General features: G+C 44.3%; 24 protein-coding genes. 1 reads left to right on the forward strand and 23 read right to left on the reverse strand.

The window, feature by feature from the left end:
• Positions 1–15: 15 nt before the first annotated feature.
• From NCCP2331_RS01255 to yneA, 6 genes are all read right to left on the reverse strand, one after another.
• A complete protein-coding gene (locus NCCP2331_RS01255; RefSeq protein WP_153720350.1) occupies positions 16–252 on the reverse strand; it encodes a YneF family protein in 237 nt (78 codons plus the stop codon).
• A 111-nt stretch (positions 253–363) separates the two neighbouring features.
• Positions 364–804, reverse strand: a complete 441-nt coding sequence (gene sirA, locus NCCP2331_RS01260; protein ID WP_153720351.1) for a sporulation inhibitor of replication protein SirA — start codon at positions 802–804, stop codon at positions 364–366.
• Positions 805–971: 167 nt separating this feature from the next.
• Positions 972–2,978 carry a transketolase gene (gene tkt, locus NCCP2331_RS01265; RefSeq protein WP_251667985.1) on the reverse strand — a complete coding sequence of 669 codons (2,007 nt, stop codon included), beginning with the start codon at positions 2,976–2,978 and terminating at the stop codon, positions 972–974.
• 106 nt (positions 2,979–3,084) lie between these two features.
• On the reverse strand, positions 3,085–3,321 hold the full coding sequence (locus tag NCCP2331_RS01270; protein ID WP_153720353.1) for a DUF896 domain-containing protein: 237 nt from the start codon (positions 3,319–3,321) through the stop codon (positions 3,085–3,087).
• A gap of 66 nt (positions 3,322–3,387) precedes the next feature.
• The gene (locus NCCP2331_RS01275) at positions 3,388–4,041 is read right to left on the reverse strand and encodes a YneB family resolvase-like protein (RefSeq protein WP_153720354.1); all 654 of its coding nucleotides are present in this window, start codon (positions 4,039–4,041) and stop codon (positions 3,388–3,390) included.
• The gene (gene yneA, locus NCCP2331_RS01280; protein ID WP_194841006.1) at positions 4,034–4,354 is read right to left on the reverse strand and encodes a cell division suppressor protein YneA; all 321 of its coding nucleotides are present in this window, start codon (positions 4,352–4,354) and stop codon (positions 4,034–4,036) included. Before yneA ends, NCCP2331_RS01275 begins: the two co-directional genes overlap by 8 nt.
• A 196-nt stretch (positions 4,355–4,550) precedes the next feature.
• Between yneA and lexA the strand changes: the two genes are divergently transcribed.
• On the forward strand, positions 4,551–5,171 hold the full coding sequence (lexA, locus tag NCCP2331_RS01285; RefSeq protein ID WP_153720356.1) for a transcriptional repressor LexA: 621 nt from the start codon (positions 4,551–4,553) through the stop codon (positions 5,169–5,171).
• A gap of 46 nt (positions 5,172–5,217) precedes the next feature.
• On the opposite strand, the gene NCCP2331_RS01290 is transcribed toward lexA, so the two are convergent.
• The 17 genes from NCCP2331_RS01290 to NCCP2331_RS01370 form a co-directional block, all read right to left on the reverse strand.
• Positions 5,218–6,477: a methionine gamma-lyase family protein gene (locus NCCP2331_RS01290; protein WP_153720357.1), complete on the reverse strand. Its 1,260-nt coding sequence runs from the start codon at positions 6,475–6,477 to the stop codon at positions 5,218–5,220.
• Between the two features lie 96 nt (positions 6,478–6,573).
• A complete protein-coding gene (hfq, locus tag NCCP2331_RS01295) occupies positions 6,574–6,798 on the reverse strand; it encodes an RNA chaperone Hfq (protein ID WP_153720358.1) in 225 nt (74 codons plus the stop codon).
• Between the two features lie 41 nt (positions 6,799–6,839).
• Entirely contained in the window at positions 6,840–7,772 is a 933-nt protein-coding gene (miaA, locus tag NCCP2331_RS01300; protein ID WP_153720359.1) for a tRNA (adenosine(37)-N6)-dimethylallyltransferase MiaA, read from the reverse strand.
• Positions 7,756–8,682, reverse strand: a complete 927-nt coding sequence (locus tag NCCP2331_RS01305; RefSeq protein ID WP_251667987.1) for an alpha/beta hydrolase — start codon at positions 8,680–8,682, stop codon at positions 7,756–7,758. The genes miaA and NCCP2331_RS01305 overlap by 17 nt, the downstream gene beginning before the upstream one ends.
• Positions 8,683–8,787: 105 nt before the next feature.
• The gene (mutL, locus tag NCCP2331_RS01310) at positions 8,788–10,641 is read right to left on the reverse strand and encodes a DNA mismatch repair endonuclease MutL (RefSeq protein ID WP_251667989.1); all 1,854 of its coding nucleotides are present in this window, start codon (positions 10,639–10,641) and stop codon (positions 8,788–8,790) included.
• Between the two features lie 13 nt (positions 10,642–10,654).
• On the reverse strand, positions 10,655–13,213 hold the full coding sequence (mutS, locus tag NCCP2331_RS01315; protein ID WP_251667991.1) for a DNA mismatch repair protein MutS: 2,559 nt from the start codon (positions 13,211–13,213) through the stop codon (positions 10,655–10,657).
• A gap of 121 nt (positions 13,214–13,334) precedes the next feature.
• On the reverse strand, positions 13,335–13,913 hold the full coding sequence (cotE, locus tag NCCP2331_RS01320) for an outer spore coat protein CotE (protein WP_194841025.1): 579 nt from the start codon (positions 13,911–13,913) through the stop codon (positions 13,335–13,337).
• Positions 13,914–14,011: 98 nt separating this feature from the next.
• The gene (locus tag NCCP2331_RS01325; protein WP_251667993.1) at positions 14,012–14,446 is read right to left on the reverse strand and encodes a YlbF/YmcA family competence regulator; all 435 of its coding nucleotides are present in this window, start codon (positions 14,444–14,446) and stop codon (positions 14,012–14,014) included.
• Positions 14,446–15,993 (reverse strand): tRNA (N6-isopentenyl adenosine(37)-C2)-methylthiotransferase MiaB, encoded by a 1,548-nt coding sequence (miaB, locus tag NCCP2331_RS01330; protein ID WP_153720365.1) that lies wholly within the window; start codon positions 15,991–15,993, stop codon positions 14,446–14,448. Before miaB ends, NCCP2331_RS01325 begins: the two co-directional genes overlap by 1 nt.
• A gap of 536 nt (positions 15,994–16,529) precedes the next feature.
• A complete protein-coding gene (locus tag NCCP2331_RS01335; RefSeq protein WP_153720366.1) occupies positions 16,530–16,796 on the reverse strand; it encodes a stage V sporulation protein S in 267 nt (88 codons plus the stop codon).
• Between the two features lie 92 nt (positions 16,797–16,888).
• Positions 16,889–17,686, reverse strand: a complete 798-nt coding sequence (locus NCCP2331_RS01340; RefSeq protein WP_251667995.1) for a TIGR00282 family metallophosphoesterase — start codon at positions 17,684–17,686, stop codon at positions 16,889–16,891.
• Positions 17,687–17,754: 68 nt separating this feature from the next.
• On the reverse strand, positions 17,755–19,314 hold the full coding sequence (gene rny, locus NCCP2331_RS01345) for a ribonuclease Y (RefSeq protein ID WP_251667996.1): 1,560 nt from the start codon (positions 19,312–19,314) through the stop codon (positions 17,755–17,757).
• A 444-nt stretch (positions 19,315–19,758) separates the two neighbouring features.
• A complete protein-coding gene (gene recA, locus NCCP2331_RS01350; protein ID WP_264879168.1) occupies positions 19,759–20,820 on the reverse strand; it encodes a recombinase RecA in 1,062 nt (353 codons plus the stop codon).
• Positions 20,821–20,985: 165 nt separating this feature from the next.
• The gene (locus tag NCCP2331_RS01355) at positions 20,986–22,242 is read right to left on the reverse strand and encodes a competence/damage-inducible protein A (RefSeq protein ID WP_251667998.1); all 1,257 of its coding nucleotides are present in this window, start codon (positions 22,240–22,242) and stop codon (positions 20,986–20,988) included.
• A gap of 16 nt (positions 22,243–22,258) precedes the next feature.
• Positions 22,259–22,837: a CDP-diacylglycerol--glycerol-3-phosphate 3-phosphatidyltransferase gene (gene pgsA / locus NCCP2331_RS01360; RefSeq protein ID WP_251668001.1), complete on the reverse strand. Its 579-nt coding sequence runs from the start codon at positions 22,835–22,837 to the stop codon at positions 22,259–22,261.
• Positions 22,838–22,918: 81 nt separating this feature from the next.
• Positions 22,919–23,803 (reverse strand): helix-turn-helix domain-containing protein, encoded by an 885-nt coding sequence (locus NCCP2331_RS01365; protein ID WP_251668003.1) that lies wholly within the window; start codon positions 23,801–23,803, stop codon positions 22,919–22,921.
• A 37-nt stretch (positions 23,804–23,840) separates the two neighbouring features.
• Entirely contained in the window at positions 23,841–24,635 is a 795-nt protein-coding gene (locus tag NCCP2331_RS01370) for a DUF3388 domain-containing protein (RefSeq protein ID WP_153720373.1), read from the reverse strand.
• Positions 24,636–24,689 lie beyond the last annotated feature (54 nt).

A 24,689-nucleotide genomic window follows, 5' to 3' on the forward strand; every position in this document is an offset into this window, starting at 1 on the left:
ATATCAATGTTCAGCTTATTTTTTTTTATCGGGCTTGTCTTGAACCTTGTTCATTTGAGCCATCATTTGATTGATTTTCTTTTGTGAGGGTTTCTGTCCCATTTGCATCATCATCATACGTAACATTTGTTCATTAATTGGTGGGTTTTCCTTCAAATAATTCATCATATATTTACGCGCGATGAAAAAGCCGAGTGCTACCCCGCCGATCAAAGCGACGACGATCAAGAGAATTGCTATCCATAGAGTCATTGCTGCCAAACCTCCCTCATTAAAAATAGTTCGATTACATACTACCAAGAAGGATTATACAACATAGCAGCAGTGAATAGCAATAACTGTTCGCTAATTGTTCAGAAGTTTTTACATAACCGAGTCTTCTAAGATCATACGCTCTGAATATTTTACGGGTTTCAGCCAGCCGCACTCCTCTTGCTCGTTCATCACTGCAAAAAAGCGGTCTGTCGAACTCGAGAGCGCTACGAATAAATCCAAGTCAAGCATTCTGGAGCCTTGGCAATAGACTTGTATACAATGTGTCCCCATTTTGATGAACACTTCCCCTTTAATTAAATGGGTTAACCGGTACTCATTATGGCAGGAATCGATAGCATCAAAGCTTTTACCCAATTTCTGCTGGATCAGCCGGTCGAGTTCCGATTCATTCAATTGATCACATAAATATTCAATTTCCTGATAGTTAGTAGAAGGACCCACCGCTAACAAATCAAATAGTAACCGTTCACGTCCCATTATGAAGGATTGATACTCTGCTTTAATTTTAAAAATTTCATATTTCCTCATAACGAACACCTCCTGATTACTATCATAGAGCTTGTCTCACTAAATTCTTGTCAGATGGCGGAAAACTTCCTCACTATTATTGTCGGAAAGTTGCGAAGCCCATCTCATCTGAAATATAAAAAACACATCCTTCCGCAAGAAACGAAGGGATGTGTTTTATAAATTAATTATTGATTTTGAAGTTTTTTAAATTGCTTCACTACGTTCTCTACAGTGAAACCGTATTTTTCAATGACAAGATCGCCGGGTGCACTTGCGCCGAACGTATCGATTGCCATAACCGACCCTTCATCGCCGGCATATTTATGCCATCCGAGCGAAGCGCCCATTTCAATTGCCAAACGTTTCTTCACTGATTTCGGGAGAACAGAATCCTTATATGCCTGATCTTGTTTTTCAAATAGATCCCAAGAAGGCATAGAAACTACACTGACATCGATGTTTTGTTTTTTTAGAGCCTGCTGTGCTTCCGCTGCCAAACTGACTTCAGATCCACTCGCAATCAAAATACCATCAGCAATTTCTTTAGAAGCAGGAGACACGACATATGCCCCTTTTTGTACAGATTCCATTGCCAATTCTTTTGACTTCGGAAGTACTTTCAGGTTTTGTCTGGAGAGTACCAGAACCGTTGGAGTGTTTTTAGACGTTACGGCTGTATACCAAGCGGCAGATGTCTCATTGCCGTCTGCCGGACGAATAATAGATAAGCCGGGCATCGCACGCAATGAAGCCAGCTGTTCAACCGGTTCATGTGTAGGACCGTCTTCTCCGACTGCCACGCTGTCGTGAGTAAAAACATATGTGACAGGCAGACCCATCAGGGCAGACAGGCGAATTGCAGGTCTTACATAGTCACTGAACACAAAGAATGTACCGCCAAAGACAGTAACTCCACCGTGTAAAGCCATTCCGTTCAATGCTGTACCCATGGCAAATTCACGAACGCCGAACCAAATATTTCGTCCTTCATAATTTTCAGAAGAGAAATCTCCAGCATTTTTAATAGAAGTTTTATTCGAACCCGCAAGATCGGCACTTCCGCCGAACAAAGAAGGCAATACAGAAGCCAGCGCATTAATGGAATCTCCGGAAGCCGAACGAGTCGCAACTGAAGCACCTGCCTCATAGACAGGCATGCCTTCTTTCAAGTCAGAAGGCAGTTCGCCGGCAATAGCCGTTTTCAATTGTGCTGCCAATTCCTTATGTTCATTTTCATATTGACTGAACAGTTCGTTCCACTGATTTTCCGATTTCACGCCTAGTTCTTCGGATGTTTCTTTAAAACGGTCATATACTTCATCCGGAACATGGAAATCTTCCTCAAATGTCCACTTGTAGTAATCTTTTGTCAACGCTAGTTCATCTTCACCAAGCGGGGCGCCGTGAACGTCAGATTTACCTGATTTATTTGGCGAGCCATATCCGATGACTGTTTTTACTTCTATGATCGTAGGACCGCCGGTGTTTCCTTTTGCTTCTTCAATCGCGCCGGAAACCGAATTGATGTCATTGCCGTCGTCTACACGAAGATAATTCCAGCCGTATGATTCGAAACGTTTTTTGATATTTTCAGAGAATGACATGCCTAAGTCGCCGTCCAATGAAATATCATTACTATCATAAAGTATGATTAATTTGTCCAGCTGCAAGTGGCCGGCTAGTGAAATTGCCTCAGCTGCCACACCTTCCATCAGATCTCCATCACCGCAAAGGGCATATGTGTAATGATCAACGATGTCAAAACCAGGTTTATTGTATGTTGCGGCTAAATGTTTCTCAGCCATTGCCATACCTACAGCCATACCAATTCCTTGTCCTAGAGGTCCTGTTGTAGCTTCTACACCTGCTGTGTGTTTGTACTCCGGATGCCCTGGTGTTTTTGAATCCCACTGTCTAAAATTCTTAATATCATCGATTGTCAAACCATACCCGCTTAAATGAAGCAGGCTGTAGAGCAGCATCGAACCGTGGCCTGCCGAAAGAACAAAACGGTCGCGGTTAAACCATTGGGGATTTGACGGATTATGGTGTAAGTACTTTGTCCATAAGGTGTATGCCATTGGTGCTGCACCCATAGGAAGACCCGGGTGTCCGGAGTTCGCTTTTTCGATCGCATCGATTGATAGCGTTCGGATTGTTGTTATTGCCAGTTGATCGATTTTTTCGGTCATTCTGTACATCCTTTCCGTACTGTCTCTTCTGATTATGTTTGTGAGTATTCCTTCTCTAGTGTAGTCAATTCCTTAACCAATTACAATATTAATCAGCTGTCAATACTTAATTTAACGGTTTATGACCGGCCTGTGCTTTTTTGACCTTTTCTGGCGTCACATCATTACCTTCTGCATCGATCACTTTGACAGATTCAATTGTTTCCCGCATGCTTGAACGAAATGTTTCTAAATATTCTTTTCGAAGCTGTGTCTGTTCCTTCGCTTCTTCAATTGACAGACCTGTCGTTTTCGACTTATTAGCAAGCTCATTGATTCGACTAATTTTCTTTTCTGATAGCATCTTTAAGAACCTCCAAAATTTCTTGTTTATTAAAATGTAAACAACCTGGAGGAAAAGTGCAACAGATTAGTGTTCCTTCTCTATAAACTCTTTATATCTTCTATGAACGGTAGCTTTGCTGACTGAGTGGCCAAGTCCGTTCAATACAGATGCTATTTCTTCAAAGGTCAGCCCCTTATCGCGCAACGAAATAATTTCTTCTATTGGAATAACTAATCGTTCTCTGCCGGGACCTTTATCAATATTATGTAAGTTTTTTGATGGGTCATAACCTTTTTGGACAGCCCGCTTCATGCCTCTTCGAATTTTCGCATTATGCAGTTTACGCTGATATTCTTCAACGATTGCCAGAATTTCAAGCAGCATCGTATCCATTTCATTGAGTTCTATCGTCCCGTTTGAATGATTGGATATCACGGTGGTCTGCGATTTAGCTATAACGTGCAAAATAGCCACTCTGGCGTTGCCGCGTCCAAGACGGGTTTCGTCCTGTACAAGCAATGCATCGATTTTTTCATTCTGTAGCTGATCGAGCAGAGCAAGCAGTCCGTCCCGGTCCATTTCATAACCGCTTTGCCGATCAGTAAAAATACCGGCACATTCATAGGAAAGTTCCACCGCTAATTGCTCCAGTTCTTCCTGCTGCCTCACCAGAGACTGTTCCTGCGTTTCTTTTTCTGTACTCACACGGCAATATATCACACATTTCTTGTTATTCATTTGCTCCCTCTCCCATTTCAGCCAGCCTATGATCGGGCTGTCTGTCCATCTTAACAGGCAGACGCAGCAAGTCACCGGATTTGATCTGGTCACTCTTCAGCTCATTCAAGGATTTTACTTGTTCAATCCAATGGTGAGGAGGCGTCTTGGCGTCTGCATAATTCGCTGCCAGATCCCATAATGTGTCACCATCGTCAATAACTATTTCCATATACCCTTCATCTGATGACAACTTGTCCAATTGGTAGGCCGCCACGGATAGAATAACTACTATAAGTACAATAAAAAAATAATTTTCTTTAAAGAATCTCATGCTGAATCCTCCTATTACTCTATTTTTAGAATGCATGTTCGGAATGCTTGTTCTCAATTATAAGAGAACATACGATTGGCTGTCAAGCAAAATTCGAACCTTTGTTTGATTACTAGCCGAACGCATGTTATACTATATTCAAAATACTTGTTGGATATTTCGATTTACCGGCAAACCAATTGAAGAGGTGAATGAATTGAAGAAAATTTCTAAAAGACAGGAAGAAATACTTGCTTTCATTAAAGATGAAGTCCGTTTAAAAGGATATCCGCCATCCGTAAGGGAAATCGGAGAAGCAGTCGGTCTTGCATCCAGCTCTACTGTGCACGGCCACTTGTCACGTCTGGAGAACAAAGGATTTATCCGGCGGGACCCGACGAAGCCCCGTGCGATAGAAATATTAGATCCCGAAGGCCTTGAAGAATTAAAAGGCGGGGTCATGCATGTTCCATTGATTGGTAAAGTTACTGCAGGTGCTCCGATAACTGCTATTGAAAATATAGAAGAGTACTTTCCGCTGCCGGACAGTTTCGGCTCTTCAGATGATGAAATCTTCATGCTTGAGATTGTTGGAGAGAGTATGATTGAAGCAGGCATCTTGAATGGCGACCGTGTGATTGTCAGACAGACTCATTCCGCTATGAACGGCGAAATTGTAGTAGCTATGACTGAGGAAGATGAAGCAACGGTGAAACGTTTCTTTAAAGAGAAGGACTATTTCCGTCTGCAGCCTGAAAACTCGTCTATGGAACCGATTATCGTTGACCAAGTATCGATACTCGGGAAAGTTGTCGGAGTTTATCGGATGATTCATTAAAAAAAGTGTATCGAAAACCATTATGGTTTTTGATACACTTTTTGTTTTATATCAGTTTTTGTTCCAAAAGCTGCTCAGTAGATGCCAGCACAGCAGCTTTGACATGTTCATATGTCAGTCCGCCCTGTATATAAGCGGTATAAGGCGATCTGATGGGGCCGTCAGCTGTCAGCTCGATGCTGGAACCCTGGATAAACGTGCCGGCGGCCATAATGACGTCATCCGAATAGCCCGGCATATAAGATGGTTCAGGCGCATAGTGGGCATTTATTGGAGAATTGTCCTGTATCATCCGGCAGAATGTGATCATCTGTTCCGGTGTTGAAAAGTTTACCGATTGGATGAGATCTGTGCGCTGCACGCTGTAGTGCGGTGTCGTGTCCATTCCAAACTGTTCAAAGAAAGCAGCAGTAAACAATGCGCCTTTGACTGCCTGGCTCACCACATGGGGTGCCAGGAAAAAGCCCTGATACATTTCGAGTAATGTATCCAGTGATGCTCCGGCTTCTGCGCCAAGTCCCGGAGAAGTCATTCGGTACGCACATTTTTCTACCAGTTCTTTTTTTCCTGCTATATATCCGCCGGTTCTCACTAAGCCGCCGCCCGGATTTTTAATAAGTGAACCAGCCATCAAATCGGCGCCTGCTTCCGTCGGTTCCTGCAGCTCCACAAATTCACCATAGCAATTGTCCACGAAGATGACGACATCTTCTTTTATTTTGCGTATCTCTTGAATCATTTCTCTAATTTCATGTATCCGGAATGATGGATTGCTCGAATAGCCTTTTGAGCGCTGAATTGCGACTATTTTTGTTTTGGAAGAAATCGCTTCTTCAGCTTTCTCATAATCCACTTTGCCGTCTTCTTTCAAATCGATATGCCGATATGAAATTTGGTAGTCTTCCAGTGAACCAGTATCTTTGCCGTTTCCTGAAATGATTGATTCCAGTGTATCGTACGGTTTGCCGGTGATATAGATCAATTCATCCCCCGGACGGAGTATACCGAACAAACTGATGGTAATGGCATGAGTGCCTGAAATGATTTGATTTCGGACAAGACAGTCTTCTGCCCCGAAAACATCTGCATAGACCTGTTCAAGAGTATCACGCCCGCTGTCATCGTAGCCGTAGCCTGTTGAACCGGACAGATGAAAGTCACTGACTTTATTCTGCTTGAAAGCCTGAAGCACTTTTCGCTGATTATAAAAAGCGATTTCTTCTACTTTTTTTACATAAGGTGCAATTTTCTGCTCTGCTTCGTAAGATTTCTGAAGCAGTTCTTCATTGATCGGTGCGATTTGCATAGGTAGTACCTCTTTTCATTTTGTTCAACATCTATTTTAGCAGAAGGAGCCGGGTTGCCCTACTAAAGAACATAAAAAAACAGGCATCAGCCTGTTTTACTGTTCATCTTTTAAAATAACGGGTTTTGCCGGTGCATAGGTTGATATCGCATGTTTATAGATGAGTTGCTGTTTTCCGTCTGATTCCAGCAAGACCGTATAATTGTCATAGGACTTGATCAAGCCTTTCAATTGAAAACCATTCAATAGAAAAACCGTAACAAACGTGTTGTTCTTCCGTAAAGAATTCAAAAACGTATCCTGCATATTCCCTTGTGCCATTCAATTGCCTCCCTATATCTATTACATGAATTATTCCCCACTTACTTCTTAAAACCCTTTATTATTTCACATGTTTTTCGAAAAATTTCATCCGTTGGCTGGTCGGCCTCCACCCACTCCACAGGAAGTTTATTGCGGAAATAAGTCAGCTGCCGTTTTGCATAGTTACGGGTGTTTTTTTTGACTGCTTCAATCGCCTGTTCTTTTGTCAGATGACCGTCAAAATAAGAGATCAATTCCTTATAACCGATTGCCTGGACTGACTGCGTATTTCGAATTCCGCGATTCCACAGCTCTTCCACTTCCGCAAATAGCCCCGCTTCCACCATCAAGTCTACCCGGTGATTGATGCGTTCATACAGCATTTCCCGCGGAAGATCGAGTCCGATAATAAGCTCATTGTACATCGGTTCATTTCCTTGCTGCTGCTCATGTTCTTGCTTCGTCTGTCCCGTCACTTCCAAAATCTCAAGCGCACGGATTAACCGCCTGTGATTATTCGGATGGATGATTTCTGCACTTTTAGGATCCAGTTCCGCCAGTCTGCTGTGCAGTACGGCAGATCCGAACTCCTCCAATTCATTTTCCAGTCTGGCACGCACCTCAGGATCAGCTGCCTGCTCTGTGAAGCGATAATCAAATAAAACCGCCTGAATATACATTCCGCTGCCTCCGACAATGACCGGCAGTTTCCCTCTCGACTGAATATCTGCAATCCATCCTCTTACTACCTGTTGATATTCTGCTACGGAAAAACTTTCTGTCGGCTCTTTTACATCAAAGAAATGATGAGGAATTCCCTGCATTTCAGACGGCTGGATTTTCGCGGTGCCTATATCCAGCTCCTTGTATACCTGCATTGCATCACCGTTGATAATTTCACCGTTCAGTTCTTTGGCCAATGCCGTGCTTAGGGCCGTCTTCCCTGATGCAGTCGGCCCCGCTACTGCAATTACATCAATTACTCCGTTCATGCTGTTCCATCCACCCGACTATATACTTGAATACTTCGTGCCGATTTGTCTCCTGCAGCATTTCATGACGTCCGCCTTCATACAGCTGAACCGTCACACTCTCCTGCCCGGCCTTGATAAACTGTTTCGCTGTTTTCCAAACACCTTTTCCTCCGTTGCCGACAGGATCTTCAGTACCCGATACTAATAAAATAGGCAGATCATGCGGGATGTTCTGAAGGAGTTCAGGTGATTCAATTGAATTCATGCCTTCGAGAAGCACCCGGAACAGCTGGGCAGTCGGTACAAATCCGCAGGCTTCATCCTCTACATAATCCTGCACGCTTTCTTTGTCCCTTGACAACCAGGCGAATGAAGACTCTTCAGGGAAAAGTTTAGAATAACTGCCGAATATCATGTTATTCAGAAATTCATCCGGCTCCTGATCAGACAACCTGCTCTCTCTATATTCTGACAGCAGCTTTCCTGCAAAGCCCACTGGTTTCGCGTTACTTCCTGTTCCGGATAAAACAACTTCATCCACCGCATTTCCATACAGCTGAATGAAACGTCTGACTACGAAAGAACCCATACTGTGCCCAATTATGATAATCGGCAGATCGGGTCCGTCCGCGCGATAATCTTGAAGTACTTCAAATGCGTCGTCAACCAAATGATCAAATGTCGCATTTTCTCCCAGATAGCCATATGGATGATAGTTGGCTGCAGCTGTTTTGCCATGTCCTCTTTGATCATGCACAACGACTTCATATCCATTGGAAGCCAAATAATCCATAAACTGCTCATATCGCCTTGAATGTTCCGCCAGCCCATGCACCAGATGAACCCGGGCTTTTTTCAATCCTTCAGGCTTTTTGCACTTACTGTAAATGATTGTCCCGTCACGCATCTCCATCCATTTTTCATTCACTGTGATCCACTTCCCTTCGCTACTGCAATCGCGTTTATTATAGCATGTAAATCAACGGTTTTTTTCATCGTCCATCTCATGTAATCAGACTCCGCTCTCTATAGTTCACATCACCCGCTTGAACATTTTTTCTAACTCATACGTGGTGAAATGAATTAAAACAGGACGGCCGTGCGGACAAGTATAGGGGTTATGACAGTTTCCAAGGTCTGTAAGCAGGCGTTCCATATCTGCTTGTGTCAAATAATAATTCGCTTTAATTGACCGTTTGCAGCTCATCATGATCGCGCTCTCTTCCCGCAGTTTCTCCACATCTACTTTCCGGCTCTCCAGGACCTGCTCAATCATTTCTTCAATGATAGCGGCAGCCTGTCCTTCGGGAAACCATATTGGATATTCTTTTACCGTATAGGTGGAAGGCCCGAATGCTTCTAAATAAATTCCCACCCGCTCTAGTGCATCTTTGCATTCTTCAATTTTCAATTGTTCATCTGCTGAATAATGAAAGACCATCGGCAACAACAGCTGCTGCCTTTCCTCTGCGCTTACTTGCCCGAGCTTCGTTTTGAAATATTCATATTTTATCCTCTCTTGCGCAGCGTGCTGGTCAATCAAATAAAAACCATCCTCATTTTGCGCAACGATATACGTACCGTGAATCTGTCCAACTGGAACAATTGCAGGAAAATGGCTGGATCTGGGTATTTCTGTTTGTTGTTCAGTTGGCATTTTTTGTTGTTCAGATGACACTTTTTGTTCTTCAGGCTCTTCAAATATTACTTCAGGAAAGTCCGGCTCCTGCTGAATAGCGGGCATATCTTGCTCTCTTACCGGAGTCTGTACGGTTGACTGATACGGTTGTACCGGGCCTTGAACTTCTACTTGCGGATGCCGGATTGAAGGTGTCCAGATCGTCTGCTGTTCAGACTCTGTCCTGACAGGTTTTTCTTTTTTAACGGCATCCGGAATAATCGACACACCTTGCACGGCTTCTTGTATCGCCTGTTTGATCAACGAAAATAATTCCTGCTCCTTGCTGATTCTTATATGACGCTTTGCAGGGTGCACGTTGACATCCGTCAAGATCGGGTCCGCTGTTATATTAACGACCGCAATCGGAAATCTGCCGATAGGCAAATACGTGTGCATCGCGTCGATACTAGCCTGCGTTCCCGGATAACTTTTGATCCAGCGGCCATTCATCAAAAGGGAAATATAGTTTTTAGATGCTCTGGTCATTTCAGGCAGTGTGATGAATCCATTCACTTTAAAATCTGCATCTTCTTTTTCAAACGGGATCATTTTGCGTGCTACAGATACTCCGTATATATCGGCCAGGACTCTCAGCAGATCACCTGAACCCGCTGTTCGCAGGAGCTGATGCTGATCGTGAGTCAGTGTGAATGCTATATCAGGATGGCTCAGTGCCAGCCTGTTCAGCAGATCGATCGTATGTCCAAGTTCTGTCTGTATCGTCTTCATATATTTCAGACGGGCAGGAGTATTGAAGAAAAGATGCTGCACGAGAAAATCGGTTCCTTTCCGCAGCGCGCCGGCTTCATGTTTTATGACTTTGCCGCCTTCTATTTCAACGACGGTTCCTTGTTCTTCGCCGTCCGATGTCCACAGTGTGACTTTCGAGACGGCTGCGATACTTGCCAGCGCCTCTCCCCGAAACCCTAATGTCCGGATACGGAACAGATCGTGTTCATTGGAAATTTTACTCGTTGCATGACGTTCAAAACAGCGCAGGGCGTCTTCTTCCGACATTCCTTTGCCGTTATCTGTCACTCGGATCGAAGTCAGGCCCGCCTCTTCCAGTGTGATTTCAATTTTCGTGCTGTCTGCGTCAATCGCGTTTTCCACGAGTTCTTTGACGATAGAAGCAGGACGTTCCACCACTTCACCCGCTGCAATTTTATTGGCTAACGTGTCTTCCATGATGTGAATGTGATTCATTCGATCCCGCCTTTCATTTTACAGCTAATTGCGTTTTCCATTCTGCCAGCTTCTGCATGGCCTGCATCGGTGTCATGTTCATGATGTCTGTTGCTTCAATCTCTTCAAGCAGCTGAATTTTTTCATGAGAAACAGCCGGCCCTTCGAATGAATCGAATAATGCAAGCTGTTCAGACACTGAATTCGCATCTTTCCCTGCGCTTTCTTCTTCAAAACGATACAGCAAATCTTTGGCTCGTCCAACCAGTTCTTTCGGCAGTCCCGCCAATTCCGCGACATGTATGCCGTAACTTTTATCCGCAGCACCCGGCAGAACTTTATGCAGAAATACCACTTTGCCATTCTGCTCCTTTGCCGCTACGTGAACGTTCGTGAGACGTGCAAGGACGTCTTCCAGTTTCGTCAGTTCATGGTAATGAGTGGAAAATAACGTGTTGGCCTGAATTTCTTCATGAATATGCTCCATCATCGCCTGCGCGAGCGCCATGCCGTCATAAGTAGACGTACCTCGCCCGATTTCATCAAATAATAGCAGACTTCGTGAAGAGGCATGGGCAAGCGCATACTGGGACTCCATCATTTCCATCATAAATGTACTTTGGCCGGATGCCACATCATCGGCTGCACCGATTCTCGTGAAAATTTGATCGGTAATCGGCAGCATCGCTTTTTCACAGGGGACGAAACATCCGATCTGTGCCATTACAACCGTTAAAGCGACTTGGCGCATATAGGTGCTTTTACCCGACATATTCGGCCCTGTAATCAGCAGCATATTGCTGTTTTCAGCCAGCTCACAAGAGTTCGGAATATAGAGTGAATGATTCATCATCTTTTCAACGACAGGATGTCTGCCTGTTTGAATATGGAGTGCACGGCCTTCATGGAATTCAGGTCTGACATATTGATTTTTTTCTGACACCGCAGCAAATGAAAGTAAGACATCCAGTTCACTGATCACAGAAGCGAGCCGCTGAATGCGCTGCACATCATTCTTCACTTGATCACGAATGGCTGAAAACAGCTCTGTTTCAAGCGTCTGGCTGTCCGCTTCGGCATTCAAAATCAATTCTTCTTTCTCTTTAAGTTCTGCGGTGATGTAACGCTCTGCATTCGCAAGTGTCTGTTTCCGTTCATAACGACTTAGATCTGCCAAATGAATATTGGATTTCGTAATTTCAATATAATAGCCGAATATTCGGTTGTAGCCGATTTTTAACGTTTTAATTCCAGTTGCCTGGCGCTCTTTCTGTTCAAGCTGCGCCAGCCAGTTCTTGCCGTTGCGCGAAGCGTCGCGGAGCTGATCGAGTCTGTCATGGTAGCCGTCTTTGATCAGTCCGCCGTCTTTGCCTGACAGCGGCGGATTTTCTGCAATGGCATCAGCCAGTAAGTGATAGGTTTCTTTACATGGGTCCATCTGTTCCGCAAGTTTTTGTAGCATCGGACGCTGTGATTCATCGAGTATTTGTTTAAGTTTTGGTATATGTGTCAATGAATTTCTTAATTGTGCTAAGTCACGGGCACTCGCGCTTCCCATTGATATTCTCCCGGCAAGCCTCTCGAGATCATAAACATTCTTCAGTTCTTCAACCAATTCTTCACGCAGAAAATATTCATCAACTAAATTGCTGACTGCTTCCAGCCGGTCTTCGATTGCACGGTGCTGCGCCAGCGGCTGATGAATCCACATTCTCAGTTTTCTAGCGCCCATTGCCGTGACGGTTTCATCAAGCACCCAAAACAGCGTGCCTTCTTTTTTGCCGGAACGGATTGTTTGAACAAGCTCCAGATTTCGCATGGAATTCGCATCAATGGACAGTTTAGCGTCTTTTTCAATATAGACGAACGGACGGATATGGCCGAATACCATTTTTTGCATCCTCAGGAGATAAGCCTGCAGCTTTCGGCATGCTTCCTGAAGTTCAGCGGGAAGATGTGCATATGTATCTTGACCGATCGTTTGCAGCTGCTCTGTATCTTCTATAGAAAGCATGATTTCCCGGCTTTCGAACATTTCATGCAGAGCCAGATGAAGCTGCTGATCCACGACTATTTCTTTCATTCCGAGCGATTCAATTTCAGCAAGCAGCGAGCGCTCCGTGCCTTCAATCAGTTCGACTTTTCCTTCGCCTGTTCCAACATCCAAATAAGCCAGTGCAAAACGCTGGTCGGCAATATTATGAACCGCTCCTATAAAATGATTTGCTTCCGTATCAATTGTTTTGCCTTCTGTAAGTGTTCCCGGTGTGACAACTTTCACCACTTCCCGTTTGACGATGCCTTTCACTGACCTTGGATCTTCCATCTGTTCGCAAATCGCTACTTTATGCCCTTTCTGAATTAATGTTTCAATATAACCCGCAGCAGAATGATAGGGTATTCCGCACATGGGAATTCGGTCCTTTGATCCGGAATCCCGGCTCGTCAGTGTGATTTCTAAAATAGAAGAAGCATTCAGCGCATCTTCAAAAAACATTTCATAAAAGTCGCCGAGACGGAAAAATAAAAACGCATCCTTGTGCTGCTCTTTAATTTGTAAATACTGTTTAATCATCGGTGTGTGTTCAGACATCTTTAACCCTCATTTATTCGCTCATTTTCTTTCCATTATAACAAACCTGCAGGTAGTTAACGAATCAAAAGAAATAGGTTTTCTTCAGGCAAAATAAAAAAGCCGGAAAAAAAACCGGCTTTTAAAACGGTGAATCTTTACGTCTCATCGACTGAGGTGTTTCTTGTTTTGCAGGCGGTCCCTGTGTTTTCTTTTCTTCCATGACAATCGAAGATGATTCTGTGTATGCCAGTGGCCATTCTTCTTCATATGGATCGGGGTGAATCGTTACAGACACCTTCGTTTCCCCCACCATCTCCACGACCAATTCTCTTTCAATTGAAATCGCAAAGTTCTTTCCGCATTCCGAAATGCTGGCTTCCGTACAGTTCGGGTGCTGAATGACAGACACAATCGTCTCTTCGTGTTTTGACGTTGGCTCATCCCGGTAATGCAGGGCAATTTTATCTTTGTATGGAACGGATTCCGTGAAGACCGATGTTTTGGAGTGATCGTGATGAGAATACCAGACGTTTACATCAAAGCTCCCTGTCACTTCCACATGATTTCCTGTTTTCTTCGCCTGATATGTGTGGTTAATGACCCAGCAGCCCAAAATACTCGAAGGCTGATTTGGCGGTTTTAACGTCACAGTGCTCTCTGATCGATGCTTTCCTTTGGCAATAACAGCTTTCGTCACAATTTGTCGTAAGTTTTTCAGTTTTCTTCCTCCTTCTTAGGCTTCTATCCATCCTATGCAACAGCAGCCCAGAAAGTGAAAAAAATCGGCAAGGAATTTTATCCCCAGCCGATTTTTTATTAAGACAATGATTTTTTTGATGTATTTTCTACATATGAACCGGTTTCGCCGCGCAATACATCGCCGCCGGTAGATTCGATAATTTCATCCGTAACACTGTTTGCAATGGTATTCGAAACAAGCTGCAGCAGATCATTCACTTCGTCTTGTGATCGCTTGAATTCTTGAACCAATGGAATTTCGTCAATCTCACCCTGTACCTGTTCAATTTTCTTCTCGATGTTTTTCAAAGCACGTTCTTTTTCATAGTGCTGGAAATTTACCGCCTGTGTCTGAAGTGATTTCAGACTGGCAATTTTTTCACGCACTTTTTGATTTTCGTTGATTTGCGCTTCTGCGCGCTTATAGAATTCTACTTCTTCCGTGTTTGCAAGCATATGCGCCAAGTCGCGCGCTTTTGCTATAATATCGTCTTTCGTGTACAGCTTTTCCATTATGCCATCACCTTTTCCTCTTTAGATACTCCGATGTATTCTCCATCGAGCGACCATGTTTTTGCTTCTGTGATTCTGACTTCTACAATTTGTCCTATTACGGAGCGGGGTGCTTTAAAGTTTACCAGCTTGCTTTTTTCCGTATACCCCGCAAGAACATCAGGATTTTTCTTACTTTCGCCTTCTACCAGAACTTTTACGACTTGTCCCTGATACGGCTTCATTGCTTCTGCGGACATCTCATTTACCAGTTTGTTCAGTCGCTGCAGACGTTCTTTCTTCACTTCCATCGGTACATTGTCGATCATTTTCGCAGCCGGCGTTCCTTCACGCGGTGAATAAATATACGTAAACGCCGTGTCAAATCCCACTTCACGATACAACGACATCGTTTCTTCGAACTGTTCATCCGTTTCATTCGGGAAACCGACAATAATATCTGTTGTCAGAGAAGCAGTAGGGATGGCTTTACGAATTTTATCAACGAGAACTAAGTAATGTTCACGTGTATATTTACGCGCCATAATCTTCAGCATCTCACTTGATCCGGACTGTACCGGCAAGTGAATATGGTCGACCAGATTGCCGCCTTTTGCGAGAACCTCAATCAAATGATCATCGAAATCCCGCGGATGGCTCGTCGTGAAACGAATTCTTGGGATGTCGATCAGACGAAGATCATTCATCAAATCGCCTAAACGGTAGGTGATGTCATCAAAGTCTTTCCCATACGCGTTGACGTTCTGGCCAAGCAAAGTAATTTCTTTATAGCCTTCTGCAGCGAGCTGACGAACTTCCTGGATGATATCATCTGGTCGGCGGCTGCGTTCTTTTCCGCGTGTATACGGCACAATACAGTACGTGCAGAACTTATCACAGCCGTACATGATATTGACCCATGCCTTGATCTTGCCATGTCGAACTTTCGGCAAATCTTCAATGACATCGCCTTCTTTTGACCAAACTTCAATGACCATCTCTTTTGACATATAGGCCTCATGCAAAATATGCGGCAGGCGGTGAATATTGTGCGTACCGAAGATCATATCCACCTGATCGTACGTCTTCAGTATTTTATTGACGACAGATTCTTCTTGCGACATACAGCCGCAGACACCAATCAACAGTTCGGGACGTTCCCGCTTCAGCGATTTCAGATGCCCCAGTTCGCCGAATACTTTATTCTCTGCATTTTCACGGATTGCACAGGTATTCAGCAGAATAACGTCCGCGTCCTGTACGGTATCGGTGGATTCATAACCGAGAGCCATGAAAATACCGGCGATGACTTCTGTATCATGCTCGTTCATTTGGCAGCCATATGTACGGATATAAAACTTCCGTCCTTGACCCATGCCTTTAAAGCGCTGATCTATTTGAAAATTATCATGATATTCGACTTCTTCTTTCCCGCGTTTTTTTGCATCTTTCAAAGAAGGTGCACTATACACAGACTCAAAATATTTGCTATAGTCTTTTTCAGTTGTTTTGGCAGTTGGTGCATTTTCTGTTGCGAGTCCAGCCTGCAAACGCTGTTCTTCATTCATTGCAGCAGCCCCTTTCTAATACTTATCGGGAAATAAGCATACATGATGTTATTATACTGAACTTTTATCTTATATGACAGCAAAGGACTAAATTGTCGCTGGTTTGTCATCAAAAAAAGGGCTCTTCTCCAAAACATGTGCTTGATAGTCTATTTCATGAACAGAGTGAGTATTTGACATACCAGCGTAGACGCAGCTGCAGGGCGGCTATGAGCGCAGAGGCCCATTCAATGATCACGGCGGGTTGCGGTATGATCACGTGGCCGAGCCGAATGATCACGTGGACGGTGTGTATGAGCGGCTGAGGCTGGGCTATGAGCGCTTGGGCAGATGGCATGATCATCCGCGAAACTTCTTTGGCAGGCAGCCACGCTTTTCGCCAGCAAGCTCATCACGCGTCGTAGCGGGTTTACCTGCAGCATGATTTTAGTAATTCTAACATGACAAGTTGTCAAGAACTGATTTTGCCGCAGACCTAAAAAAGACCACAGATTATTTTCTGTGGTTTGAAGAGTAACATTATGAATCTAAACAGCTCAACGAGTTTTTTTCTCTACCAGAAGTTTGAGAGCTGTCCTTGCTTCTCCATTGATTTCAATATCTGTAAATGCAGGTGCGCAGATCAGGTCTCCGCCACTCGGGGCCACAAAACCTCTTGCAATTGCTATGGCCTTCACTGCTTGATTTAATGCGCCAGCTCCGACTGCCTGGATTTCTGCATAGCCTTGTTCGCGGATGACTGCAACCAATGCACCCGCAACGGAGTTTGGATTTGATCTGGAAGATACTTTCAAGGGACTCACGATATTTCCTCCTTATTTTGCAATGTCTATGGAAAAGCTATATTCCATAAGCCATCCTATGAAAGATCAGGAGGAATTAGACGCTATTCGGATTAGTTTGTAAATGGATGATCTTCGTTTATTCGAATACGTTCAATGCGAAGGGCTTTCCCGGTACTGTCATCCAGTTCCACAAACATCCCATTCAGCTGCGGCCGGCCTTTTTTCGGCACTTCGAAGCGTGTCGGTAAATTCGTGTAGAATCGATACAGAACATCCTCTTTTTTCATTCCGAGTATTTCATCATAGGGTCCTGTCATACCGGCGTCAGTTAAATACGCTGTGCCGCCTGGTAATATGCGTTCATCTGCTGTCTGCACATGCGTATGCGTACCGACCACAACTGATGCTTTCCCGTCCAGATGCCAGCCCATCGCAATTTTCTCGCTTGTAGCTTCTGCGTGGAAATCAACGAAAATAAGTGGTGACAGTTCTTTTGCTTCTGCAATTAATTCATCTGCTTTAGCGAATGGATCATCATGCGGCGGCAGGAACGTCCGGCCGTGCAAATTAATAACCGATAATGTTACCCCGTTCTTCGTGACCGCTGTCATGCCCTTGCCCGGCGCCTGATCAGAAAAGTTTGCAGGACGGATTAAATAATCGACATCATCAATAAAATCGAAAATTTCTTTTTGATCCCATGTATGATTCCCCATCGTAATGACGTCTACACCGGCATACAGCAAATCCTGATAGATGGCTTTTGTAATGCCTCTTCCCGATGCTGCATTTTCACCATTTGCGATAATTACATCCGCTTGGTATTTTCTTTTCAGACGTGATAAATTATCCATCACCATATCGCGCCCCATTGAGCCGACAATATCACCAATAAAAATTACTCTCATCCTTTAAACCTCTTTCCAAAATGAAAACAGCTTCCCATCGAACCGGAAGCTGTTAACTTAGTTATTCGTTATTTTGCATACTCTACTGCGCGGGTCTCCCGAATGACCGTCACTTTGATATGCCCTGGATAATTCAATTCTTCTTCAATCTGTTTTCGAATATCTCTTGCCAGACGGTGTGCAGTTATATCATCAATTTGTTCCGGACGGACAATAATCCGTACTTCACGTCCCGCTTGAATCGCAAATGATTTTTCCACACCTTCGTAAGATTCAGAGATTTCTTCCAGTTTTTGCAGACGTTTAATATAATTCTCCAGTGTTTCACTGCGAGCACCAGGTCTTGCGGCTGACAATGCGTCTGCTGCTGCAACCAGCACGGCGATGACAGAGGTCGCTTCTTCGTCACCGTGGTGCGAAGCGATACTGTTGATCACTACCGGATGTTCTTTGTATTTCACTGCAAGCTCTTTACCGATTTGAACATGGCTTCCTTCTACCTCGTGATCGATCGCTTTACCAATATCGTGAAGTAAACCGGCACGTCTTGCCAGGTTCACATCCTCACCAAGTTCAGCCGCGAGCAACCCAGTCAGATAGGCCACTTCAATCGAGTGCTTCAAGACGTTCTGGCCGTAACTGGTACGGAAATGCAGACGTCCGAGAATTTTAATCAAATCCGGATGTAAATTGTGAATGCCTATATCAAATGTAGTCTGTTCACCTTTCTCCCGGATCAGCTCATCTACTTCTCTTCTGGACTTGTCCACCATTTCTTCAATACGTGCCGGATGTATTCGTCCGTCCTGTACGAGTTTCTCCAGTGCCAGTCTGGCAGTTTCTCTCCGTACGGGATCAAAGCCTGATAAAATGACTGCCTCTGGTGTATCATCGATGATCAGATCAATACCCGTCAATGTTTCCAGTGTACGGATATTTCTTCCTTCACGGCCAATGATACGGCCTTTCATTTCATCGTTTGGCAAGTTCACGACAGAAACAGTAGTTTCCGCCACATGATCGGCTGCAAATCGCTGTAATGCAAGTGATAGAATCTCACGTGCTTTACGTTCCGATTCTTCTTTTGCGCGCTGTTCCGATTCTTTGGTCATGACCGCAATGTCAGTCGACAGCTCTTCCTCTACATCTTCCAGGATGACCCGTTTCGCTTCATCTCTTGTCAGAGAAGAGATTCTTTCGAGTTCCGTCTTCTGAGCGGTAACGAGTTCTTCCGCTTTGCGTTCCATCTGTTCAATATGCTGTTGTCTTTCTAAAAGCGCATCTTCTTTGCGTTCTAGACCTGCTTCTCTCTTATTGAGTGCATCATCCTTGCGATCAAGGTTTTCTTCCCGCTGTACGAGTCGGTTTTCTTGCTTCTGCAATTCTGCCCGTCTCTCACGGACTTCTGTTTCCGCTTCAATTCGCAGTTCGTGAGTTTCATCTTTCGCTTCTAATAGTGCCTCTTTTTTCACTGACTCCGCTTCACGCTTCGCCTCTTCAACGATTTGATTCGCTGTTTGCTTGGCACCAGTCACTTTTGAATCATTCACATTTTTCAATATAAAAAAGCTAACAACTGCACCGACGATGAGACTTAGCAAAACGGAGATGAGTATTTCAATAACCATTGAGGTCACCTCCTCCTGCTTTCTTTTCTTTTCAGTCGGCTCGTATAATTAATTTTGCCCTGGTGTTATGATTTCACATGTTTACCGTACCAGACCGGTAATGTCCCTACTTTTCTGTGAAAGCACCGAAGGCTCTAACTTAATCCAACGGGTGTGCCCCGTATGCGGGCGGGAACCCTGTTGTTTCGGGACTATTTGGCATTCATTCTGCTGCTCTGAAGTTGAGCAAAGTGTTTGCTGAATTAAGTTAAAATCAACATACCGCCAAAAAAACAATTCATTGGTTTGATCCATGTAAGGCGTATAGAATACACCACTTTAATTGTATAGTTGTATTTTTCATGTGTCAAGGAAACACCAAGGAAATTCGAAGGTTAAATAGATTGTAAACAGCAAGCCAAGAAAAAGCCCGCCAATTTCCATTGACGGGCCTGCTGCAGCAATTTATTTTTCGTCAGGGATCAACAGTAATTCTTCCAGCTCATCTTCTTCATCATGTGCTCCGATTACATAGTCGGTATTGTCCAAGCCGTATGTTGAACGGATTTTCCCTGCTATTTCAGCACGCATTTCGGGGTTTTCTTTAAGGAATATTTTTGCATTTTCCCGTCCTTGTCCCAAACGCTCGCCTTCATATGAATACCAGGCGCCGCTTTTTTGAACAACTTCCAATTCTGAACCCAGATCCAGAATTTCGCCTTCTCTTGAAATTCCTTCTCCATACATAATATCCACTTCAGCAGTTCTGAACGGAGGAGCAACTTTGTTTTTCACGACACGGATTCTTGTTTTATTACCCATTATGTCATTGCCTTGCTTAATTGCTTCTCCGCGCCGTACTTCCAAACGTACAGAAGCATAGAACTTCAACGCTCGGCCGCCCGGTGTTACTTCCGGGTTACCGAACATGACGCCGACTTTTTCACGGATTTGGTTAATGAATACTGCAATGGTATTGGATTTATTGATGGCGCCTGAAAGCTTACGCAGAGCCTGGGACATTAAGCGGGCCTGCAGACCAACGTGCGCATCGCCCATTTCACCTTCAATTTCAGCTTTCGGCACCAATGCTGCCACTGAGTCCACTACGATCATATCCACTGCACCGCTTCGCACAAGCGCTTCAGCAATTTCCAATGCCTGTTCTCCTGTATCCGGCTGTGACAATAGCAAATCATCTATATTTACACCCAAGTTTCGTGCATAAATAGGATCCAGTGCGTGTTCAGCATCAATAAATGCTGCAGTGCCGCCGTTTGCCTGAATTTCTGCAATCGCATGAAGAGCGACAGTTGTTTTACCCGAACTTTCCGGTCCGTATACTTCGATTACACGGCCGCGCGGGTATCCGCCTATTCCAAGTGCGGAATCAAGTGCCAGTGAACCCGAAGATGAAGTTGCAATTTGAAGATTTGTTTTCTCTCCAAGCTTCATCACAGAACCTTTACCGAATTGCTTTTCTATTTGTTTTAATGCCATATCTAATGCCGCTTTACGATCGCTCAATTAAAATTCCTCCTCAAACTCTTTTTCTATTTCTATTATACCTTTTTCTACTGAAATACACAACAAATAAACGAACGGGTATTCGATTAATTGCGTTGGAAAATTAAATAATACTATCGGAAATGGGAGTAATTTTAACTTTTACCGGCGATTTCAGCGGCAAAATCAATATTTCAACTCTTTTTTTTCTTTCATTTTCTGAATCAGATAATGCAAGGCAAACTGCACAGATCTTTTGCGGTTCGAGTTGCGCGATCCCGACAATTGAAGTTTAAAGGATACTGTCTCCATGTCTTCAGATGCAATCCCGATCCAAACTGTGCCTGGCGGCTGTCCGTCATGCGGTTCAGGGCCTGCCGCACCTGTCAGTCCGACGCCAAACGTCGTAGAGAATTTCTCCCTGATACTTTCTGCCAGCGCTTCTGCACACTCAGAACTGACGATGCCATGGTAGTCGAGCAATGAAGGCAGTATACCGAGTTGTTCTATTTTCATTTCTTTATTATAAACGACCGTGCCGCCTTTTAATGCGTTGCCGATTCCAGGCTCCGAACCAAGTTCAGCCATAAACATACCCGAAGTCAGACTTTCCGCGGCGGAAATTGACCAATCGTTCTGCAAAAGCAGCTCTGTCGTTTTCGATGCCAGCGTATCGTCGTCTGTTCCGTAAATAAATTCCCCGACAATCGAACGGATTTCCTGTTCTACCGGAAGAATGAGTTTTTGTGCTTCTTCTTTTGATCCCGCTTTGGCAGTAATCCGCAGTTTCACCATTCCGGGGGATGCCAGCGGTGCAATCGTAGGATTGGTCTGTTTCTCGAGCAATGACTGAATACGGACTTCTAATTCAGATTCACCGATTCCCTGCAGTTTCAACACTTTAGATGAAATGATATCCTGCTTTCCATATACACCCATTAAATAAGGGATGGCTTCATTTTCAAACATTGGTTCCAGTTCATGAGGAGGGCCCGGTAATAAAATATACTGCCTGCCGTCTTTTTCAAGCCCCATTCCGGGTGCCATGCCGTGACGATTAGGCAATACTTTTGCGCCTTTAAGCACCAAAGCCTGCTTCTTATTGTTTTCAGTCATCTCTTTTCCGACTTGTTTAAAATACTGCAAAATCGTGTTCATTGCTTCGTCATCAGAAATCAATTCACTGCCCAGCTCACGCGCAATGGTTTCCTTCGTCAGATCATCTTTCGTCGGCCCCAGCCCGCCGCTGAAAATCAATATATCCGCACGCTGCTGTGCCAGACGGATGGAATCTGCAAGCCGTTCCGGATTGTCTCCTACCACGGTATGATAATAAACATCAAACCCTGCTTCCGCCAGCCTGCCTGAAATGAATTTGGCATTCGTATTCGTAATCTGACCTAATAAAAGTTCCGAACCAACTGCAATGATCTCTGCTTTCATAAATGAATCCAACTCCTCACATAGACTCGACTAACACTTTACGGTTTTTGATGAAATAGTCAACACCTGACCAGACCGTAAAGACTAACGCAATATACAGCATGATCGTTCCGAATGGTATGCCCATCGGTTCAAAAAATATATTATGCAGCAAAAGGAATGAGATCGCCAGTAACTGAGTAACTGTTTTAATTTTACCCAGCTGGTTCGCCGCCACTACTTCTCCGCCGCCTGCCAAAATTAATCGCAGGCCCGTGACTGCAAACTCACGGCTGATGATGATAATGACAATCCAAGCCGGTGCAAAACCCATTTCCACGAGTAAGATAAAAGCGGCAGAAACCAGCAGTTTATCGGCAAGCGGGTCCAAGAATTTCCCCATATTCGTTACTAAATTATTTTTTCTGGCCAAATAGCCGTCAAGCCAGTCCGTGGTAGAAGCAATGATAAAGATAATGGCGCCGACCAGATGTTCAACCGGCATTTCGACACCGCCGATCTGGATGATTCCCCAGCCAAAATCGACTGCCATAAACAGGATGAAGAAAGGAATCATCAAGACGCGTGATAAAGTAATTTTATTAGGTAAATTCATTAATATTCCACCTTTCCGGCTCTAACATAATAAGTTCTTTAGAATAACAAAATAGTCATCCCTTGAGATGACTATTTTTTACTATGGTTTTTGAATAATGATATTTTGTGTCTGAAGGTCGTTCTGATATTCTACCGTCTGACCGTTGATAACCAATTCCGTAGAGTTAGTCCTGCCGACACGGATACGCAGACTTGCCGCATCAGCCGCATCTATTTCGACAGACTCACCCGTCGTCATAATCCTGCCACCCGGCTGCGGCATTCTCTCTGTACCTGCTTGGTCTGTAACGGAAATCCAAGAATCTCCCGAAGTGTTAATTACCAATTTAAGCTGTTGTGAATCGGTTAATTTGAATGTCGATGTTTCGCCTGACGAAGACTGGAATTCAACCTGGCCAGCTGCAGCTGTGTCCTCTGCCGGCTCTTCGGCATCCTCTGCATCATCGGCTGGTTCTTCTGCAGGCTCGTCTTTATCAACGGCCGGCTCCTTCTCAGGGTTTTCTGATGGCTGTTCGATCACTGCCGGTACATTTTGTGAAGCATTGTCAGACTCAGGGGATTTATCAGCCGCTTTCTCCCTGAATAAAATATAGACAACGACGATAATCATCACAATAAACAAAGCCACAATTACTTTCGGCATCACTTCTTTTAACCGGCTGTTGCTTTTCAATCCTCCGCTGCGCTGTAGCGGAGGAGGTGTTACTGTTTCACGCTCAGGTTCAGGGACGCTTCCGGACTCTTCTTTATAGAGTGCCAGCATTTCATCCGCATCCAAGTCAACAGCTTCTGCATACTGCTTAATAAATGCCCTAATATAAAACGCGCCCGGCATCATACTGTAATCTTCATTTTCAATTCCCGAAAGATACCGCTTCTGAATTTTTGTCATACCTTGCAAATCATCCAGTGTATAGCCTTTCGCGACTCTCGCTTCTTTCAGACGAGCACCTAATCCGGTCAATTTTAACACCTGCCTAATTAATCAAAATAAATTTACGTTAGTTGAACATATCAAAGCCACCCATAGAACTGCGATTGGACATCTGGTCATTTCTTTCCAAGATATCATATGTAATTTCCTGATCTACATGTGTCCGCAATTCGATAATAATATCAAAATCACTGATCGTATATTCAGACTGCTTCACAAACATATCTGGATGCTCCACAACCTTGATGGTGGGAAGGCTCATCACTTCACGGACCAGTTGCATATGCCGTTCGTCCGGTGACTTGCGCGTAACAATGCCGTCGAGAATAAAGATATTATCGTTTGAAAATTCATCGCCCATCATGCTCGTCCGCACTGTCTGCTTGATCATTGTGGAGGACAGGAACACCCACTTTTTATTGGCGCACACGCTGGCAGCTACGACCGATTCGGTTTTACCGACACGCGGCATTCCGCGCACACCGATCAGTTTATGGCCTTCCTGCTTGAAAATCTCAGCCAGAAAATCAACAAGAATACCCAGTTCGCTCCGAAGAAACTGAAAAGTATTCCGTTCCTCTGCCCCCCGCTGGATATAATGCCCGTGACGGACAGCCAGCACATCACGCAATTTCGGCTCTCGAATTTTATGAATGACAATTGTATCCATTGTAGACGCTATCAATTCAAATCGCCTGATCTGTTGATCGTGATCTGTCTGTACAAGCATTCCGCGGTATCTGCCGTCCACGCCATTGATGGTAACAATATCCACTCTCAACATGCCGAGCAGGGATGCAATATCTCCAAGCAAGCCGGGCCGATTGACTTGAATCTCATATTCGACATACCATTCTCCCATTCGACACACTCCCTTTGGCTTCTTTTAAATAGGACGCATAATTCTGCACTTAGT

Source organism: Sporosarcina sp. NCCP-2331 (assembly GCF_023707945.1).
GTDB lineage: Bacteria > Bacillota > Bacilli > Bacillales_A > Planococcaceae > Sporosarcina > Sporosarcina cascadiensis.

Bases quoted from the DNA above. Each gene is read 5' to 3' on its own strand.
- NCCP2331_RS01255 (WP_153720350.1), bottom strand. From the start codon at position 252: ATGACTCTATGGATAGCAATTCTCTTGATCGTCGTCGCTTTGATCGGC.
- sirA (WP_153720351.1), bottom strand. From the start codon at position 804: ATGAGGAAATATGAAATTTTTAAAATTAAAGCAGAGTATCAATCCTTC.
- tkt (WP_251667985.1), bottom strand. From the start codon at position 2,978: ATGACCGAAAAAATCGATCAACTGGCAATAACAACAATCCGAACGCTA.
- NCCP2331_RS01270 (WP_153720353.1), bottom strand. From the start codon at position 3,321: ATGCTATCAGAAAAGAAAATTAGTCGAATCAATGAGCTTGCTAATAAG.
- NCCP2331_RS01275 (WP_153720354.1), bottom strand. From the start codon at position 4,041: ATGAATAACAAGAAATGTGTGATATATTGCCGTGTGAGTACAGAAAAA.
- yneA (WP_194841006.1), bottom strand. From the start codon at position 4,354: ATGAGATTCTTTAAAGAAAATTATTTTTTTATTGTACTTATAGTAGTT.
- NCCP2331_RS01290 (WP_153720357.1), bottom strand. From the start codon at position 6,477: ATGCAAATCGCACCGATCAATGAAGAACTGCTTCAGAAATCTTACGAA.
- hfq (WP_153720358.1), bottom strand. From the start codon at position 6,798: ATGGCACAAGGGAATATGCAGGATACGTTTTTGAATTCTTTACGGAAG.
- miaA (WP_153720359.1), bottom strand. From the start codon at position 7,772: ATGAACGGAGTAATTGATGTAATTGCAGTAGCGGGGCCGACTGCATCA.
- mutL (WP_251667989.1), bottom strand. From the start codon at position 10,641: ATGAATCACATTCACATCATGGAAGACACGTTAGCCAATAAAATTGCA.
- mutS (WP_251667991.1), bottom strand. From the start codon at position 13,213: ATGTCTGAACACACACCGATGATTAAACAGTATTTACAAATTAAAGAG.
- NCCP2331_RS01325 (WP_251667993.1), bottom strand. From the start codon at position 14,446: ATGGAAAAGCTGTACACGAAAGACGATATTATAGCAAAAGCGCGCGAC.
- miaB (WP_153720365.1), bottom strand. From the start codon at position 15,993: ATGAATGAAGAACAGCGTTTGCAGGCTGGACTCGCAACAGAAAATGCA.
- NCCP2331_RS01340 (WP_251667995.1), bottom strand. From the start codon at position 17,686: ATGAGAGTAATTTTTATTGGTGATATTGTCGGCTCAATGGGGCGCGAT.
- rny (WP_251667996.1), bottom strand. From the start codon at position 19,314: ATGGTTATTGAAATACTCATCTCCGTTTTGCTAAGTCTCATCGTCGGT.
- NCCP2331_RS01355 (WP_251667998.1), bottom strand. From the start codon at position 22,242: ATGAAAGCAGAGATCATTGCAGTTGGTTCGGAACTTTTATTAGGTCAG.
- pgsA (WP_251668001.1), bottom strand. From the start codon at position 22,837: ATGAATTTACCTAATAAAATTACTTTATCACGCGTCTTGATGATTCCT.
- NCCP2331_RS01370 (WP_153720373.1), bottom strand. From the start codon at position 24,635: ATGGGAGAATGGTATGTCGAATATGAGATTCAAGTCAATCGGCCCGGC.